Genomic DNA, 18,194 nt, shown 5'->3' on the forward strand with positions numbered 1-18,194 from the left:
TCCCTTCGTTTTTTTACTTATTTTTTCTCTACTAACTTTTTATTCTTCCAATCTAGTGTGAACAATTTATTAAATGTTTTTTGATCAACGTCTTTTACGTTGTTTCCAACCCAGTTTGCAGTTCCGAATGTGAAGCCTGGACGAAGTTGGTAGTCGTCGGCGTGTTTTGTATAAGCGACTTGTAAGTTAGATTGATCTGTATTTTTTTCAGAGATAACAACAGCAATCATACCAGGAGAGAAACCGCTATTTGTTAATGCTGGAAGTTGATCCATCGGTATTAAATTACCTTTTGCATCAGATTCATATAAGTATGTGCGAGAGTACATGAACAGTTGGTTTCCGTATAAAGAATGGTAGGAATCACGTGTGTAAATACCCCAGTTTTGATTGTTATATCCGTTAAAGAATACGTTCCATTTTACGTTTTTGTTTGTTTGGTCAATTAAATTTGTTTTATAACTAGTTTGTTTATAGCTTACAGAGTCCGACCAAGTGACTTGACCAGTTGCACCCGCTTCAGCGCTAGGGCCATTAGGCGTTACAGAAGCTTTAACAGAGCCACCAAGTTGATAAGATACGCTAGATGTTACAGTCGTTTCTTCTACAGCATTTGTAGGTGCTACGTTAAAGAAACGAGCGCTGTTATCTTGAAGGTTAAATGCAACATCATATTGTGAAGGATAACGTAATGTTGCACTAGCGCCAGGGATTGGGTAGTTATCAATAGGTGCATCACTTATAGTAGGATTTGCTTTTAGAAAACTACCAGTTGTATTAATAACGGCAATCTGTTTATCAGCGCTAGGGTCATCGATAAAAGTTACCTTTAAAGACATTGTCATATTATCAGCTTGATCATTATTAAATGTATTATAGCTCGTATGTGTTTTTGCATTTTGCCCGATATCTGTTACAACTTGTGACGTCGTTTGAGCGTAAGCAGCAGGTGTTGAAAGAGTTACAGCGCTACTAGCAAAAACAGCGGATAATGCTAAACATTTTAAGTATGTTTTAGAACGTTTCATACAATCACTTCCTTGTATCTTTGTCGATATATGTCGTATTACATTTATATCGTAACATGAAAATAAAACGGAAGGGATAGTTATGCATAATTGCATAGGTGAGTTTTGGATAGTGAAATTTTATGAATCCTTCTCAAGGGAATCGCCGCTGTATTGTTTATATATTCCTCCTCATCAACTCCCCAACTTGCGTCGCAACAAACGCAACATCACTATCAATTTCATCCAATACGTACGATTCCAAAATGCCCATTACAGCTGTTCCTAAAAATTTTAAGACGATATGTTTATCGATGTTTTTATTTACTGATGTGTTTGTGTTTAATTTTTTTTCTATTTCACCCATGATGAAAGTTAGTAATTTTTTTTGAAATGATAATGTACTGTTACTTCTAAATAGTGCCGCGAAAAATGGTTTGTGCTCTTTGAAGTATTCAAACCATATAACAGTTCCTTCTATATAACCTTTGTTTTGTTTCTCATAGCATATTTCTTTTAGTTGGTCTAAATGATCATCCACAATTTTATCTAATAAATTGTACTTATCTAGATAGTGTAAGTAAAAAGTTTTTCGCCCGATGTTTGCTTTTTCTGTAATGTTTTTTACTGTAATTTCGTCAAAACCATCTGTAATTAACATCTCTATAAATGTGGATTGAATGGCTTTTTGTGATTTTATAATTCTTCTATCGATTTTCTCCATATGGTGTTCCTCCGTTGTTGATACACATATTTCGTTACGTGTGTATTATCACCCAAATGCGTAAATGTGGTCATTGAAACAAGTGGTTGCTCGCTTTATTATAAATATACACGTGAGTAATAACTCTCACAAGTGTAAAATTAAAAATAAGATAAGGGTGGTTTTATATATGGCAGTTACGAAGAAAAATGTAAGATTTTATGCAAGAGGTTTACAAGTTGCAGGTATTTTGAACATTCCTGAAGGTGCTGAGGAAAAGAAACAAAATGCAGCGATTGTTTGTGTGCATCCAGGTAGTAGCTGTAAAGATCAAACAGCAGGATTGTATGCCGAGAAGTTAGCGGAACAAGGATATGTAACGCTTGCGTTTGATGCATCATATCAAGGTGAAAGTGAAGGTGCGCCGAGGTATATTGAAGAGCCAGCTGCGCGAGTTGAGGATATTCGCTCAGCAGTAGATTATGTAACTACCCTTCCTTATATAGATGAAGAACGTATCGGTGTGTTAGGCGTGTGTGCAGGCGGTGGTTATGCAGTAAATGCTGCGATGACAGAGCGCCGCATTAAAGCGGTTGGCACAGTTGTTGGTGCAAATATTGGCCGATTAAATCGTGAAGCTGATCCAATTGGGGTGTTAGAGGCGATTGGTAAACAACGTACTGCTGAAGCACGCGGAGCAGAGGAACTGATTACAAATTGGATTCCTAAAAATCAGGAAGAGTTAGTAGCAGCGGGTATGACGGATATAGATATTGTAGAAGCAGTTGAGTATTACACAACGCCGCGAGGTCAAAGTGTGAACTCGCCAAATAAGTTAAACTTTACGAGTATGGGATCCGTAATCGGTTTTGATGCGTTCCATTTAGCAGATACGTTATTAACGCAGCCGCTGCAAATTATTGTCGGCAGTAAGCAAGGCGCATTCGGTTCTTATAAAGATGGTCATGAGCTGTATGAGAAAGCAGCTTCAGAGAAAAAAGATTTACTTGTTGTGGAAGGTGCGAGTCATTACGATTTATACGACCAACCAGAACCAGTAAGAATTGCAGTTGAAAAATTAACAAGTTTTTATAAAGAGCATTTGTAAAAACAATGTTGATATAAATGGTGCCTATAGTTGTTAGATACAAGTCTAACAACTATAGGTTTTTACTATGATGAGCGAAGTGCTTAATATTTACGTTATAAGTGCATAACAAGTTATAATAGAAGAAATCAATAAGGAGGCTGGCTGTGAAGAATCTTCGTTATCTCAATATATTTACCATATTAATTATATACACACTACTTATGTTTTACATCGGCTGGAACGGATGGGTTTGGCTTCATGCGGTATTTGGCTGGGAATCTTGGGGATATTATGCTTTCATAGTCGCATTTATTTCATATGCGTACATTCTCGTGCAAGTGTTTAAGTTTTTGCCATTTCTGCGAACGATAGGTTCGATTTGGTTTGCGGTCATACAATATGCGCTTATGTTGTTGCCATTAGCTAATATTATGGTCTTTCTTTTACAGTTTTCAGTGGAGAAAGAAGCGGCAATTATTTGGACAGGAACGGCTGTGATAGCTGCATTTATCTTTATCTTTGCGTATGGAGTATTTAATGCGTATAGTCCGGTAGTAAGAAAGTACGAGGTGCACATACCGAAAAAGGTAGAGGGGCGTAAAAGTTTACGCATTGCGATGGCTTCTGATATGCATTTCGGTAAACTGTCTGGCGTTTCGCATTTAAAAAGACTTGTTCGTCATGTAAATGAGATGGAACCTGATATTATTTTACTGCCAGGTGATATTATCGATGATCATCCAGGTGTGTTCATTCAAAAGAATATGGGACCAATCATGAAACAAATGAAAGCACCATTAGGCGTATATGGTGTTTTAGGAAACCATGAATACTACGGTAGAGCGGTTCCAGAGTTTTTACAAGAGATGGATAAGATTGATATTCGTATTCTTTTAGATGAAGTAATTACAATTGAAGGTGACTTTTATCTCGTTGGAAGAAGAGATAAAACAGAGCGAGATCGCCAAAGCTTTGAACAATTAATGAGTACGGTAGATAAATCGATGCCAGTTATCGCAATGGATCATCAACCATTTGAGTTGAAACAAGCAGCGGATGCTGGCGTCGATTTACTATTATCCGGCCACACGCACCGCGGACAAATGGCACCGAACCATATTGTAACGAGAAGAATGTACGAATTAGACTGGGGATACGCACAAAAAGGTGCATTCCACGCGATTGTTTCTTCTGGTTTCGGATTCTGGGGACCGCCGCTTCGACTTGGAAGTAGGTCGGAGATTGTGCAGGTAGAAGTTACATTTGAATAGGGGTTATGAAATAGAGAGCTGATGGCTCTCTATTTTTTAAAATAAAAACAAATAACAATAAATATTTATGTTGGTGCTAATTTCATAAAAGAGATACGATTATAAGACTCGATCAAAATAAAGGGGGATTGTAAGTGATCATATCAGATGTACTATACGGAGAATTTGAAGTGGATCAAGTAGTAGAAGAATTAATTTCAAGTAAGTCTATGCAAAGACTAAAGGGAATTCATCAAGCAGGCGCAAGTTACTTAATGAACGAGAAATGGAATGTAACTCGCTTTGAGCATTCAGTGGGTGTTATGTTATTAGTGAAAAAACTAGGTGGTTCAGTAGAAGAACAGATTGCTGGTTTACTGCATGACGTATCGCATACTGCTTTTTCCCACGTGATTGATTACGTTTTTCATAATGAGGGTGAAAGTTATCATGAAGAGATATTTAGTTCTGTCGTGAAAAACTCAGAAATTCCAGCGATTCTTGCGAAGTATGGTTATAACTATGAAGATATTTTGTTAGATGATTCGAAATGGACGTTACTCGAAAGGTCAGCACCAGAATTATGCGCAGACAGAGTGGATTATACATTACGAGATATGTATACATATGGGTATGTTTCTTTAGAAGAAGTTCACAGTTTTTTAGAGGATGTCATCGCAGTAGAAGGGAAGATGGTTCTTCAAAGTATCGAAGTAGCAGAATGGTTTACAGAAACGTATTACAAAGAAGTAATCGATTTCTTTATGAAACCAATGAATATTTACGGAAATGATATGTTAGTGAAAACGTTAAAGTTAGCTCTTCATAAAAAGGTTATTCATGCAGATGATTTCCTTCTTGAAGATGCTGAGCTTATTTCGAAATTGCAGCAATGTAATGATTCAGAAGTCCATGCTTTATTAAGAAAAGTTCATCCCAATGTAAAAGTAAAAGAAGATAGAGACGATTACGATTTGTATCAGAAAAATAAAGTCCGTCTTATTGATCCTCCGTTACTTTGTGAAGATGAAGTTATTCACTCGTCTGTTGTGTCAGAAAGCATAAGACAGATGAATGATATTGCTTATGAAAAAGCGGTGAGAGGGATATATGTGAAATTGATTTAAAAGAAAAAGGGTTGTTTGTATGGAAATGTGTTACATTTTTACGATACTATTTCATTTTATCATAAAGATACCTTTTATGGTAAAAAATAAAAATTGTAAAGTTTTCCATTGATAATAATTTGTGAAAAAAGTACTAATTTTTAATGTGTAAAAAATAATAAATATTTTTAATGGATGCTTTAGAATCTTTCGGTCTTTATATATAGATTTTTATATTTTTTAAGGTAATTTAAAGAATTTTGTCGTTTTTTGTTGTGATTCTTATATTATGATACATATAATGTTCGGAGTTAGCTGTTATAACATAAAAATTTTAAAAAACCAGAATTGAATCATATTGTTTATTTTAATATAATTTAATTGTTAATTAATAACATATTTGGGGTATGATTCTTTATTGAGGTGAGAATTCTTTTTTATATAGGGGGATTTACAAAATGGTTAAAACGGCAAAGCCTGAAATGATGAATGAATTAAAAGAAATAGTTTACAAATTCTTTCCAAAAAATATTATGAAAGAAGAAGAATTGTACGAAGAATCTAAAGAACATAAACGATTTATAGAGCTAAAAGAAACGTTTATAGAAAACGAAAGCTCTCAACAGGAAGTTTTGTCTTTAATCGAGTCAACATTTTGCGATGAGCATGTATCAGATTGTACAGATTTAAACCTATATAATTGTCTAGAATATAACGTGTTGTTAAATGGAAGAGAACCGATGTTAAATGATGATATTGAGTGGATACAAAAATCAAGAGGTGAGCGTCTTGATTTAGGGGTTTTTGTTAGTTTACTTGATAAATATTATTATTACTACGTATTAAAAACAACATATGATGAAGAGGTAAGGGAATGGACTTTTGAAACAATCGATGTAGAAATGGATACCATTTGTGAATTTGAAACACGAATGAATACAAAAGGTTTTGTAAGAGTAGAGCGTGAGATTGCTAGAACGGCAATACCTGATATAGAAACGGAATGTTTACGTATGGGAGAAGTTAACGTATTCCATGCTTTATTTACGGATTCGGTTAGTGAAATATAAAATATATATGCAGATTGTACTATATTGAAAGAGTCGCTAAGAAAGTAGGATGTTACTAATTTCTTAGCGATTTTTTTATTAATTATCAAACCAATTCCAAATCTCAATATCTCCAAGAGTCGCATAACGTACGTGCGGGGAGTTTTGTAATTTTAATAACTCTTTCGATGGGCCAGTAATAACAATTCCGTATACTTTTACACCGTTATCCTTTACATATTGATAACGTTTATCTAAGTTTAGTTCTTTCTCAGAAAGCGCTGCTATTTTGCTTACCGTTTTTTTATGGATAGAAAGGACGCGCATCATTTCGGTTACTTTGTCTTCTTGCGTTTTCCGCCCGTCAGTTTCATTATCGAGGAATCTTACATGTTCTGGAAACCCTATAGCTTCTCCGCCATGTAGGATATAGTCATCTACATTTTTTCTTTCTTGTCCTGTATCTAAAGCGTACCATACAGGAGTTGGAGGGAGTTCTTGTGCTTCAAATATGCTATATAAAAGCGGTTCTAATTCTTTTAAAGTGTAAGCTTTATCAAAAGAAATTGCTACTTCTGCAACGGTTCCATCATGTACTTTTGCAAGTGTATCCCATACTTTTTTTGATGAATCCTTTAAATAATCACCCTGCTCTGTTTTTGGATGAACAAAGAAGAGTTTTGGTTGATAGAACGGATTCATCCAAGTTTGCTTCGTAACATCTACAGATGATACGAAGCTTTTTGTTTCTATTGTACCAAGTGGCATTTCTTTTTTACCGACGGTTCTTACTAAATCAAATTGGCTATTCGTACGGAAAAAAGCTTCTACACTTGTTCCGCCTCCCATAACGCGGCTATTTGGGATCGTTGCTTCAAGTGCAAGCGAAGGAACCTCTCTAATTTTTTCTAGCCTTTTATCATTATTAGCTTGAAAATAAAAGGCTGATAATACCCCACCGATTATATAGATAACGATGCAAATTGATAATATAAAACCAAACGTTTGTAAACGATGTTTCCACTTAATTCTCCAAAAAGGAACTTTAAGATCTTTTGGAGGTAACTTTTTCTTAATTGGTTCGGTTTTTGTTAACAGCTCATCTAAGTAAGCTTCACACTTTTCACATGTCTCAATATGACTTTCTAACTGCTCTTGTTCATTATGGGTGAGTGTCCCTTTTCCATATTTCTCCCACAGTTTTTTGAATTCTGCACAACCCATCTGTATCACTCCTTTATGCTTTTCGTGTCTTTTCGTCCGCGGTGTAATTCAATTTTTACTTTTGCTAATGAGAGACCGGTCATTTCTGCTATTTCTTTATAGGAGAATCCATAGTAATCTCGTAGTAGCAGGGCATTTCGTCTTTCGAGCGGAAGCGCAGCTAAATTCTCTAACCAACTAGCAATCTCATGTTTTACGAAATATGCATGTTCTGTACTTGGTACGTTTGGTAAATGGAATTCTGCAAGTGCTGTTGTTTTATATTTCTTTTCTTTACGATACCAATCGATAAAGGCGTTGTAGGCAATTGTAAATAACCACGGCCTAATTTCTTCCCCTTTATAATAGTCAATATGGACGAGCATTCGGTAAAATGTTTCTTGCATGAGATCTTCCGCATAGGGGGAATCTCCGGTTAGGGAGAGAAGATAGCGAAATAAATCTTGCATATGTTCTGAGTAAATATTGTTTACGTTTCACTACATTTCCCTCCCTTCATACATAACAACGAAATACATATAAAAAAGTTGCAATTTTTTATGGAATTATAGTAAAAAACGTCAAGAATTGGATAGGATTCTCTTTTATCATAATACATATAAGGCGGGTGAATAGAGATGGAAAGCTATGAAACACAAATTCAAAGGTCAATTGATTATATCGAGGAAGATGTAATGGAAAAACAAACGCTGCGTAATTTAGCGCGGGTTGCAGGTTTTTCTGAGTCGCATTTTCATCGTGTATTTCAGGCGTTAGTAGGGGATACAGTAATGGAGTATGTTCGAAAGAGGAGGTTAGCCCGGGCAGCTTATCAACTTTCTCATACGGATGAAAAAGTTATTGATATCGCGTTTGAACATGGCTTTCAATCTCACGAAACGTTCACGAGAGCCTTTAAAAAATTATTTCAAATGACACCGAGTGAATATCGAAAACAAGAAATCGAAACACCGATGTATTACAGAGTGAATGTAAAGCAAAGAAAATTAAATCCGTATTTAGGGGGCATACAAATGGAATATCGTATTGTAAATAAACCAGAATTTTTAGTGGCGGGTTATGAATTGAAGACGACAAGTAAAGAAGGGAAAAACCATCAAGACATTCCAGTATTTTGGCAAGAATATTTACAAAAAGATCTTGGGACAACGATTCCGAATCGTAAAGATACGAGCCAATGGGTAGAGCTTGGATTATGTACTGATTTTAATTTAGAAACAGGAGACTTCACTTATATTATCGGAATGGAAGTTACAGATTTTGAAAATGTACCAAATGAAATTGCAAAGCGTACTTTCCCGGCAGCAACATATGCAGTATTTACAACGCCGAAAGTTCCTCATGAAGAAATGGTATCGTCTATCCACCAAACTTGGAATGCAGTATTCTCAGAATGGTTCCCGCATTCAGGGTATGAACATTGCGGAGTTACAGAGTTTGAACTGTACGATGAGCGTTGTCACGAAGATAAGAGTGAGTTTGCACAAGTAGAGCTTTGGATACCGGTGAAGAAAAAGTAATAGGGTAAGAGCGAATCATTGGGAGATGGTTCGCTTTTTCATGAAGGGGAAAATAGGAAAATGTTCAAAAAACTAGAATGTGTATCTATACATACGAAAGATATAGAAAAATCAGTTTCTTTCTATAAAGAAATGGGAATGAAGCAAAACTGGATGATAGAAAGAGAAATAGAAGAAGGAGCTATTTGGACGTTAATAGGATTGAAATTTCCAGATGAGAAAAGTTCGGAGTTAGTAATAAGCAATCATCCGGATATTAATTTTACGGAAGTCGAAGTATTAGTAGAAGATGTACAACAAACGTAGGAGAGTTTAAAAGATAATAAAGATGTAAAGTGGATTCGCGAACCATTTCCAACGAAATCAGGACATGTTGCAGTAATGGAAGCACCTGATGAGAATGTGTTTGTGTTAGTAGGGAAATAGCTAAAATATGGAGATGACCTTTCATAGTGAGTTGTGAAAGGTTATTTTTACGAGTGGATTGTTAAATTTGTATTGTTTTATCTGTAATACATATGAAAATGGTAAAATAAAATAGCAATTAAATATTGCGGGTGGAAGGTTATGCCCTTTCTTCATTTAATGGAGTAAGGAGGTGTAATCGTATGGAATTTCTTTTGCAAATTTTGTTGGAAATCACAAAAACTATAGCTAGAGAAGGTATAGTTTTGGGATTTAAGAAATTAACGGCAAAAAAGCGCAAAAAGAAGACCACCCGTCTGCCTGCGAAGCGTGGGAAGTCTTCTAAGCGCAAATAAGCTTTAGTTGCAACCTTCCACCTCGCGGTAATTAGTTGCAGTGACGGGGTGTTGGAAGCACCTCGTCTACTTCATTTTATGCAAAACTTATTTAGTTTATACTTCTATTTATAGTATAACAGTTTAGAAATGTATTTGTTAATAGTTTTATTTTTACTTTGTATAGTAGGGGAAGTAGACTGGTATTGTTGGTTTTTGTTGGCAATTCGATATATCTTAAAAATCGCTGATATAACTTCATATACCGCCGAACTATCGCAATAAGCTAGAATAAAAGGCGAGTAACATAATTTCATGTACCATCAAACTTCCCCATAAGAAAAGACGCCACATAGCGTCTTTCCTACGAACGAAACGGAAACACAAGAATAATCGTCGTTCCTTTTCCGAGTGCACTATCAACGGAAATTGTCCCGTTATGAGCATGAACGAGCTGTTTTGTAATGGCTAGGCCAAGTCCAGTTCCGATGTTGCTTTCTTCTGTGTTTGTTCCGCGGTAATATCGTTCAAATAGAAGTTCTTTCGTTTTTTCATCCATTCCTTTTCCGTCATCCGAAATGGAGAGTATAAAGGAATTGGCGTTTTGTGATAGTTTTACGATGACAGTAGTTGTTTCGTTATTATGTTTTACAGCATTTACGAGTAAGTTTTCGATAATACGCTGGAACCATTTTTCTTCAATGAAATATTGAATTTTATTTGAGCTCGGTACGAATTCAATATTTTGATTTTGAAGTGTTGGATTATTAATAAATTGCAATAATACTTTTTGGACGAACTGATTGATTTCAACGTTTACGTGCTGTGCAGGAAGGCTATTATTTTTTAATTGATACGTTAAGCTTAAATCATCAATTAATGTCGTCATATATTGAGATTTCTCTTTCATAACACTACCAAATTGTTGAATATCACGATCGGTCCAGTTGTATTGATTCGATTCCAGTAATAATGCGTAGCCATATATAGAGCTAAGTGGTGTTTTTAAATCATGCGTTAGACCGGTAATCCATTCTTCTCGTGTTTGCTGAAGTACTTGCCTCATCGCATCATTTTTCTTGAGTGTAATAGAAAGGTGTTCTAGTGAACTTGTCACATCTCTAAACAAACGGAATGACCATTTTTCTTTACCAGATCGCCGGAACCTGACAGGCTTTCCTTTTTTACTAATAGGTTCTTCATACTTTCCACCAGCGATATTTTTAAGCCAGCGCATCGCATGTAATAACGGTTTCCCGAATTTATTACCATACCAAATAGAAAGAATGACTAAATAAACAAATACGATAAGAAGGATTAATCCGCATCCAATGAGAAACTTCTTAGTAAATACATCTTCAATTTCGTCATCTGGGTAGTAGTGATCATTTTTTGCAGTTACAACGAGAAGGTTGCCACTATTTGCATCGTAAAAGCTAGACGTGTTTTCTTTATGATTCCAAGGTTCTTTTTCATTAAGGGCGATTTGTATTGCTGAAAATGTTTTTTTCTTTCCGGTTGTATAAGAAAAAACCTCTTCGCCATTTTGATTAAATATTTGAAGTGCTGCTTTTTCTTTAGACAGTAACTGTTTTTCTTGATCTGTTAATGTGAACGAATCCATTGTTAAAGAGGAATGCTCCTTTTGAATTGCTGTTAGTAAAGCATTGCTTTTTAACATACCACCATAAATAACAAGTACTTTCTTTTCTTCTAATTCAATTTCCCAATATGTAAATTTATAATTACTTTCGATATGATGTTGTATATATGCGACTAAAGATGTCTTCGTATAAGCATTCGGAACATCATTTGGTGTATTAAAGTGGTAGAGGATTTTTCCGTTTTCATCTACAACTTGGAGCCAATCATTTTTCTCCTTTATTAAATCTTGCACTTCAGATTGTAATGAAATATGCCCATCTTCTGAAGAGATGTATCTTGAAATCGTAAAACTATCAGAATCTGGAATGTTAGGTTCGTATAAAGTACTAGTAAGAAGAAAAATTAAATAAGTAAAAGCAGCAACTACAGCGATAAGTAATGTAACTAAAACAAAAACGTGTTGCATGATAAATTGAATAATAAGTCGTTTATTAAAATTCATATCGTCACCCTACTTTGTAACGAACTTATAACCAAGGCCGCGAACAGTTTTTATATATTCTGGTTTACTTGGATCGTGTTCAATTTTTTCACGTAGTTTTCGAATGTGGACCATAACAGTGTTGTCATCGCCATTATAGGCAGGTGCTCCCCAAACTTTTTCGTATATTTCCTCTTTCGAAAATACGTAGTTCGGATTCTCGCAAAAGAAGAGTAGTAGTTGAAAGAGTTGAGCGGAACATTCGACAATGTGACCATCCACTGTCAGTTCTGCAGAGTGTTGATCAATTTCAAATCTTCCAAATGAAATCGAGTGTGATTTTTGTTCGTGCGGTACTGCTTGTTTCATATGTCTCCGAAGCTGTGCTTTCATACGTGCTACTACTTCTAATGGATTAAAGGGCTTCGTAATATAATCATCCGCACCGTATGAAAATCCAGATATTTTATCTAAATCAGATGCTTTTGCTGATAGGAAGAAAATGGGACAATCTGTTTGTTGGCGAATGATTGGACAAATATCAAAACCAGATTGTCCAGGAAGCATTACATCTAAAATAATTAAATCGTAATTGTTTTCCTTAGTTAGAGATAAAGCTATTTCAGCTGATGTTGCAGTTGTAATATGAGAAAAACCTTCTTTTTCAAGAATGGTAGTTAGTAATTGTAAAATTGCTGTTTCATCATCAACGAGTAAAATATTTGCTTGGTACATAAACATCCCTCCTAATTTTCTCGAATATCATATCATCCTTTTGTAACTTATGGAATTTTTAAGGAAATTTTAAGGTTTTCTTTCGCAAAAAATTAAGAATCAAATGATATGATAAAAGTAACATAGGGGAGGAGATGAGTGTGAATCCGTTTCAAGTGATGCGAGCTAGATATTTTTTAATTGTATTTGCACTATTAATTTTAATAGCGAGAAGTAGTGGCGAGTTGCTAACAAGTATATTTCATATACAAAATTCTTCTTTTATAAATATCCTTATATTCTATATCCTTCCGATGGTATGGATTTTTTATGAGTATAAAAAGCATCGCATTTCATTTTCATTGTTTGTTAATAAAAATGAAACATTTAACTTGGTGCAAGTTTTATACATTACGGTTATGTTATGCATATTTAGTTACGGGTATCTTATTTTGTATATGTATAGTTTTGCATGGATCACACCAGACTTTATTATGAATGCATTGCATGAACCGATTATAGATAGTACTGGGGGATATGTATATCAAGTCATTAGGGTTGTATTCATCGCACCAATTATCGGGGAGTTTGTTTTTCGCGGATTTTTACTTCAACGCTTTGCAACAAAATGGGGAACGAGCATAGCGACCATCGTTGTAGCAATATTGTTTGCATTGTTACATGTTGATTTCCTCGGTGCAGCCATATTCAGCATCGTATTGTCGATCGTATATATTCGTACGGAAAGTTTACTCATGCCAATTGCAATACATATGTTAAACAATGCATTTGTAATGGGCGCGTCTTTTTTAATAAGTAGAGAAAAAATTATGAGTTTTGCAGACTTCTCAAATTATACGACATTCTTTCCTGGACTTATTATATTTATAACGGGATTAAACTTAGTACTTATCTTTTTATTTGTTAATCGCAAGTATTGGAGTAAAGAAGTGCCAGTTATATATGCAGAGCAGGAAAAGAGCTTTTCAGATGTAGTCGGGAGTAAATAAGATGAAGAAGACGGTTGAAAAAATATTAAAAGAAATTATAGATGCTACGTCTATTGCAGATATGTGTGATAAAAGCTTTTGTAATTGGATTCAACCTGTAGTATTTGTTTTCTAGTAATCATTTAAAAGAAAATATTATTTCTCTTCTTATTGTATTAGGAGTTGTACTAATATTTGGTCTAATTGTAGAAGAAATGATGAAGCGCATCTTCAGAAAAAATGGAGAGAAGTATATGTGGGTTCATAAAGTATTCGAGAAAGTAATAGTGGCTTTCCTTTTGTTTTATAGTATGAAAACAATCATTTACTTTATAGCTTTGAAACATCATTAATTCTAAATTTGAAAGGGATGTATAAAATTATATGAATGAAACGATATCATCAAATAAGTTTTTTTATTTGATTTTACTTAGTCTAGTGTTAATAACGACAGTGAATGTTATTTTGCGCTGGGAGGAAGCTTACTTTTTCATGTATTTAGCGCTCCATTTGTTGGGGATTTTATGTATAAGTGGTGGAGTCGTTACTGAAAAAAAGAGTGAAGAAAGCGTTAACTATATGTGTGTGATCGGTCTTATTTTACTTTTAGCTGTACAGGGTATTATGAAATATAGTTCCTTCTCTTTACAAGATTTTAGTTTATTAATAGATGTACTTCCTTAAAGAGGCTCTTTATGTTATCTAAAAAGCAAGTAGGGTACGTACTAGTTTTAATCGGATTTTTTAAGATTATCCCGCTATTTGCCGGGCAGTAAGACCCCACTGATTAAAGTTTCGCTTTATTATAACGACGCTATTCTTTCAAGACTATGAGTATATTTGATATGTAAAAGGCGTTGGTTTGTAAGTGCTTCCGGATTATGAACCGAAGAAAGTGTTTAAAGATAGGTAAAACTCTTCTTATGTAGAAGAGTTTTTTTATGTAAATAAAAAGATCCAGAGCAATTCACATAATAAGCTTGTTCTAATTTAGCGTGTACGAACTTACAATAATAATAGACAGGCAGCATAGAGGAGGGAATAGCGTGAGGAAGGTTATTGGTTGGTCGCTTTTTTTGTACGTTGGATTTGCGTTACTTATATATTGGTATTTATTTGGATGGAATCATGAACTTATTCCGGACATGTATAAAGGAACAAGTGCAGATCCAGAAACGTTTATGAGTGCTAGAGAGCTTACGCTAAGCCAAGATTATTCGCGCGTGAAAAATTTACTATACTTTTTAGCGACGCCTCTTGAATGGATTATTTTATTATTTGTACTTGTGCTAGGTATTTCAAGAAAGTTTGAGAAATGGTCGAAGGAAACGACTAAAATAAGTGTCTTGCAAGTTGCGATTTATCTCTTTTATTTATCATTACTGACAACAGTGCTTGCCTTACCGATGCAATGGATTGGCCGGAAAGTATCCGTTGATTACGGCATTTCAACACAAAGTACACAAAGCTGGATAAAAGATCATGTTATCGGTTTTTGGGAAAGTTATGCGACTATGTTAATTGTAGTTACCGTTCTATTATGGCTTATCCGTAAATTTCCGAAGAGGTGGTGGCTAGCAGGGTGGGCGCTCTCTGTTCCATTTACAATCTTTTTAACATTCATACAGCCTGTCGTTATTGATCCGCTTTATAACGACTTCTCAACGCTGAAAAATAAAGAATTAGAAACGAAAATTTTAGCGATAGCAGACAAAGCTGACATTCCTGCTAAACACGTATATGAAGTAAATATGTCAGAAAAAACGAATGCATTAAATGCTTACGTAACAGGAATTGGTCCTAACGCCCGTATTGTAATGTGGGATACAACGCTTAAGCAGTTAAAAGATAAAGAGATATTATTTATCATGGCTCATGAAATGGGACATTATGTTATGAAGCATATATACTTTGGCGTTGCAAGTTATGTATTGCTATCGTTTATAGGTATGTTTTTAATTAGTCGTATTATAAATATGTGTATTCGCAAATGGGGAGATACATTGCAAATTTCAAAAGTAGCATGTTTCTCCATTTTACCTTTATTTTTCTTAATTTCTTCTGTACTCTCTTTTGCAGCACAGCCAGCAACAAACTACGTTTCACGTATAGAAGAAAGAGCGGCAGATCAATATGCTTTAAATATGACGAAGGATGGGAAATCTGGTGTGAAAACTTTTCAATATTTATCAAAAACAAGTTTAAGCCAAGTCAATCCGCCTGCGTTAGTGAAATTTTTCTTATACACGCACCCACCAATTTTTGAAAGAATTCACACGTTTGAACAATATGAGAAACAAAGAAAAAAGGAGTAGCTATTATGCTACTTTTTTTTATAGAGATATAAGTTTCATATTGGGAATATTTATCATTGCTTTTTATTGCGATTTTGTAAATAATAAGCTATAAAATTCTAAAAATCTATATATAAAGGAATAAAGGTGAAAAAATGTATTTTTTACAAAATTTAAAAGTGAAATATAAATTATTAGCGCTTATTTCATTAGCAGTTTTAGGTATGATAATTATAAGCAGTGTAGCAATTCATTCTATTAATAAGATTAAACAAGATACAGAGGTTGTAGTAGATGATTATCAATATTCTGCAATTTTATTAGAAGGAATGCTTCGCACACAAAATTCACTAGAATATAATTTATTAGAATTAATTACTGCATCACAAAATGAAGTGGCAAATAAAGAGGGGATAATTGATAATATTGAAAAGGATCTTAAAAAATATGATTCTTTATTAAAAGAATATGATGATGGTTTTAATTTAAGTAAGCAAGAGGATGAACTGTTTCAGAAGATGAAGAAATCTTTGCCAAGTTATAAAGATACATATAAAAAATTATTTGAAAAGGCGAAGGCAACAAATGAGCCACAAATGGTAAATGAATTTCAGAAGGAATTAAAACCGAAGGGAATAGAGTTAGCTGGTTATGCAGTGGATCTAGAATCGTATGTTTCAAACTTAGCTGATCAAGTGTTTAAAGATTCTCAAAAAATGATTGATCGATCCGTTATTACCTTTATCATTCTTGTAGTAGTTACTACAATCGTTATATGTATAGTAAGTTATATTATTAGTAGGCTTATAGTTGCTCCGTTACAAACGGTTAGTCGTATGATGGAAAGAGCGAAAGAAGGAGATTTAACTGTACATGGTGATTATAATGCTAAGGATGAATTAGGTGTATTAGTAAGTAATTTTAACGAGATGATTGCAGGGCTAAGAACAAATATGCAAGAAGTAGAGAATAATATTCAGCTTTTATTCCAACATGCAGACGGAGTAGCATCTGCATCAGAAGTATCTAGTAGTGCAGCGAAGAAAATCACTATGGATATTGAAGAAGTTGCAAATGGTGCAGAGAGTCAAATGCAAGCAATGGAACAAACTGCGGGTGCGATGGAAGAATTGACACAAGGAATGCAGAGTATAGTCAATACATCGTCCTCTGTAAATGAATTGTCTGCTCAATCAGCATTAGATGCAGAGAATGGTAACAAATTAATGAAACAAATGATTCAACAGATGGATACAATCCAAAATTCGGTACATAGCGGTGTGAAACAAGTAGAGACTATGAAAGAACAATCAGAAGAAATTGTTAAAATCATTGATGTTATGCAAGGTATTACCTCTCAGATTAACTTATTAGCATTAAACGCCGCAATTGAGGCTGCACGTGCTGGTGAAAGTGGTAGAGGATTTGCAATTGTGGCAGATGAAGTGCGGAAATTAGCAGAACAATCTAGTGATTCTGCAAAACAAATTGAGAATCTTATTACTCAAGTTATGGGAACAACGAACCATACGGTACATATGATGGGGAAAGTAGATAATGAGGTACAGGCAGGTACACAAGTAGTAATGCACACAGAAAAAGTATTTGGAACAATTACAGAAAAAGTACAGCAAGTATCTGAGCAAATTCAAACGGTATCTATGTCTACAGATGAAATTGCAGCGAGTAGTGAGGAAATCTCGGCTTCTGCAGAAGACATGGCTCAAATTTCCCAAAGATCATCTGACCGAACTGATAGGGTAAAAGAGTCTATTCAACAGCAAGAAAAATCTGTTCAAGAGATTTCGGTTTCAATTGAACATATGCATAACGCAGCAGGAAAATTAAAACAAATAGTTGCCCAATTTACTCTTCAAAAGTAGTAGCATATTTGAGTGTTAATAAATATAAAAAAGCATCCTCTTTTAAGAAAAAAGGATGCTTTTTTTATTACTACTATTCTTAGATTTCGAGCATTTTCAAGGTGATGATCTGTACATACTAGATTTGTATATTACTTATTTTTTGACAGTTTAAGACATTTATCGACGAGAATTATTTCTGTATTAGTGTTTTTAGATCCTGCTGTTGCAATATTATTAGATACTGTTTTTACCGGATTTAGACCAACTAGTATGCAAGTAGTAGGGATTATCCTTATATTTGTAGGGATGGCGCTAACTTTTCGCAAGGGAAGAGAAGGCGAGTTATCAGTGGAGAGGAATGCTACCTCTGAAATATAAATCATGAATATAGTAACCTTCATTAGGCATCTCCTTTACGCGCCAATAAAGGGAAGTTGTAAAGTGAAAAGGAGTTTATAAAGAGATTGTAGAATGTTTTAGTATATAACACCTTAGATGTGACAACTTCCTTTTTGAAAAAGAAAGAAGGAGGCATAAAGCAGAAAGGTAGTGGAAAT

General features: G+C 34.5%; 16 protein-coding genes and 4 pseudogenes. 14 read left to right on the forward strand and 6 right to left on the reverse strand.

Going from position 1 to position 18,194, the window contains the following annotated elements; translation table 11 throughout:
• Nucleotides 1–17 precede the first annotated feature (17 nt).
• Nucleotides 18–1,028: a beta-channel forming cytolysin CytK2 gene (cytK2, locus tag AC0ONG_RS04280; RefSeq protein ID WP_017762901.1), complete on the reverse strand. Its 1,011-nt coding sequence runs from the start codon at nt 1,026–1,028 to the stop codon at nt 18–20.
• Between the two features lie 157 nt (nt 1,029–1,185).
• Nucleotides 1,186–1,731 (reverse strand): TetR/AcrR family transcriptional regulator C-terminal domain-containing protein, encoded by a 546-nt coding sequence (locus tag AC0ONG_RS04285; RefSeq protein WP_086398432.1) that lies wholly within the window; start codon nt 1,729–1,731, stop codon nt 1,186–1,188.
• Between the two features lie 169 nt (nt 1,732–1,900).
• Here AC0ONG_RS04285 and AC0ONG_RS04290 point away from each other — a divergent pair, with 169 nt between their 5' ends.
• The 4 genes from AC0ONG_RS04290 (at nt 1,901) to AC0ONG_RS04305 (ending at nt 6,226) form a co-directional block, all read left to right on the forward strand.
• Nucleotides 1,901–2,818, forward strand: coding sequence for an alpha/beta hydrolase (locus AC0ONG_RS04290; protein ID WP_000301546.1), 918 nt, complete (start codon nt 1,901–1,903; stop codon nt 2,816–2,818).
• A gap of 146 nt (nt 2,819–2,964) precedes the next feature.
• Nucleotides 2,965–4,071 (forward strand): metallophosphoesterase, encoded by a 1,107-nt coding sequence (locus AC0ONG_RS04295; protein ID WP_016097883.1) that lies wholly within the window; start codon nt 2,965–2,967, stop codon nt 4,069–4,071.
• A 134-nt stretch (nt 4,072–4,205) separates the two neighbouring features.
• Nucleotides 4,206–5,177 carry an HD domain-containing protein gene (locus AC0ONG_RS04300; protein WP_016097884.1) on the forward strand — a complete coding sequence of 324 codons (972 nt, stop codon included), beginning with the start codon at nt 4,206–4,208 and terminating at the stop codon, nt 5,175–5,177.
• Between the two features lie 437 nt (nt 5,178–5,614).
• The gene (locus AC0ONG_RS04305) at nt 5,615–6,226 is read left to right on the forward strand and encodes a hypothetical protein (protein WP_016097885.1); all 612 of its coding nucleotides are present in this window, start codon (nt 5,615–5,617) and stop codon (nt 6,224–6,226) included.
• A 78-nt stretch (nt 6,227–6,304) separates the two neighbouring features.
• Here AC0ONG_RS04305 and AC0ONG_RS04310 read toward each other — a convergent pair whose 3' ends face one another.
• Together AC0ONG_RS04310 and AC0ONG_RS04315 are read right to left on the reverse strand one after the other, a co-directional pair.
• Nucleotides 6,305–7,429, reverse strand: a complete 1,125-nt coding sequence (locus tag AC0ONG_RS04310) for an anti-sigma factor (RefSeq protein WP_474203518.1) — start codon at nt 7,427–7,429, stop codon at nt 6,305–6,307.
• 5 nt (nt 7,430–7,434) lie between these two features.
• The gene (locus AC0ONG_RS04315; protein WP_002083051.1) at nt 7,435–7,878 is read right to left on the reverse strand and encodes an RNA polymerase sigma factor; all 444 of its coding nucleotides are present in this window, start codon (nt 7,876–7,878) and stop codon (nt 7,435–7,437) included.
• A 168-nt stretch (nt 7,879–8,046) separates the two neighbouring features.
• Here AC0ONG_RS04315 and AC0ONG_RS04320 point away from each other — a divergent pair, with 168 nt between their 5' ends.
• From AC0ONG_RS04320 to AC0ONG_RS04330, 3 genes and pseudogenes are all read left to right on the forward strand, one after another.
• Nucleotides 8,047–8,949 carry an AraC family transcriptional regulator gene (locus tag AC0ONG_RS04320; RefSeq protein ID WP_000446857.1) on the forward strand — a complete coding sequence of 301 codons (903 nt, stop codon included), beginning with the start codon at nt 8,047–8,049 and terminating at the stop codon, nt 8,947–8,949.
• Between the two features lie 60 nt (nt 8,950–9,009).
• A pseudogene (locus tag AC0ONG_RS04325) lies at nt 9,010–9,375 on the forward strand (VOC family protein).
• A 182-nt stretch (nt 9,376–9,557) separates the two neighbouring features.
• On the forward strand, nt 9,558–9,710 hold the full coding sequence (locus AC0ONG_RS04330) for a hypothetical protein (RefSeq protein WP_000394945.1): 153 nt from the start codon (nt 9,558–9,560) through the stop codon (nt 9,708–9,710).
• Between the two features lie 343 nt (nt 9,711–10,053).
• Here the strand turns inward: AC0ONG_RS04330 and AC0ONG_RS04335 are convergent, their stop codons facing one another.
• Both AC0ONG_RS04335 and AC0ONG_RS04340 read right to left on the reverse strand, forming a co-directional pair.
• The gene (locus AC0ONG_RS04335) at nt 10,054–11,796 is read right to left on the reverse strand and encodes a sensor histidine kinase (RefSeq protein ID WP_001010455.1); all 1,743 of its coding nucleotides are present in this window, start codon (nt 11,794–11,796) and stop codon (nt 10,054–10,056) included.
• A gap of 9 nt (nt 11,797–11,805) precedes the next feature.
• Nucleotides 11,806–12,510: a response regulator transcription factor gene (locus AC0ONG_RS04340; protein WP_000283858.1), complete on the reverse strand. Its 705-nt coding sequence runs from the start codon at nt 12,508–12,510 to the stop codon at nt 11,806–11,808.
• A gap of 140 nt (nt 12,511–12,650) precedes the next feature.
• Between AC0ONG_RS04340 and AC0ONG_RS04345 the strand changes: the two genes are divergently transcribed.
• The 7 genes and pseudogenes from AC0ONG_RS04345 to AC0ONG_RS04375 all read left to right on the forward strand — a co-directional run.
• Nucleotides 12,651–13,499, forward strand: a complete 849-nt coding sequence (locus tag AC0ONG_RS04345) for a CPBP family intramembrane glutamic endopeptidase (RefSeq protein ID WP_001067992.1) — start codon at nt 12,651–12,653, stop codon at nt 13,497–13,499.
• 1 nt (nt 13,500) lies between these two features.
• Nucleotides 13,501–13,831, forward strand: a pseudogene (locus tag AC0ONG_RS04350) (hypothetical protein).
• Between the two features lie 31 nt (nt 13,832–13,862).
• Complete coding sequence (locus AC0ONG_RS04355; RefSeq protein WP_001006051.1) at nt 13,863–14,162, forward strand: DUF2101 family protein; 300 nt, start codon at nt 13,863–13,865, stop codon at nt 14,160–14,162.
• A gap of 362 nt (nt 14,163–14,524) precedes the next feature.
• A complete protein-coding gene (locus AC0ONG_RS04360; RefSeq protein WP_306692173.1) occupies nt 14,525–15,793 on the forward strand; it encodes a M48 family metallopeptidase in 1,269 nt (422 codons plus the stop codon).
• 134 nt (nt 15,794–15,927) lie between these two features.
• Nucleotides 15,928–16,707: pseudogene (locus tag AC0ONG_RS04365) on the forward strand (MCP four helix bundle domain-containing protein); the annotation flags it as partial.
• Between the two features lie 156 nt (nt 16,708–16,863).
• Nucleotides 16,864–17,655 carry a methyl-accepting chemotaxis protein gene (locus AC0ONG_RS04370; RefSeq protein ID WP_406940645.1) on the forward strand — a complete coding sequence of 264 codons (792 nt, stop codon included), beginning with the start codon at nt 16,864–16,866 and terminating at the stop codon, nt 17,653–17,655.
• A 58-nt stretch (nt 17,656–17,713) separates the two neighbouring features.
• Nucleotides 17,714–18,015 (forward strand): annotated as a pseudogene (locus tag AC0ONG_RS04375) (EamA family transporter); the annotation flags it as partial.
• Nucleotides 18,016–18,194 lie beyond the last annotated feature (179 nt).

The sequence above is a fragment of the Bacillus sp. TCT6 genome (assembly GCF_056033845.1).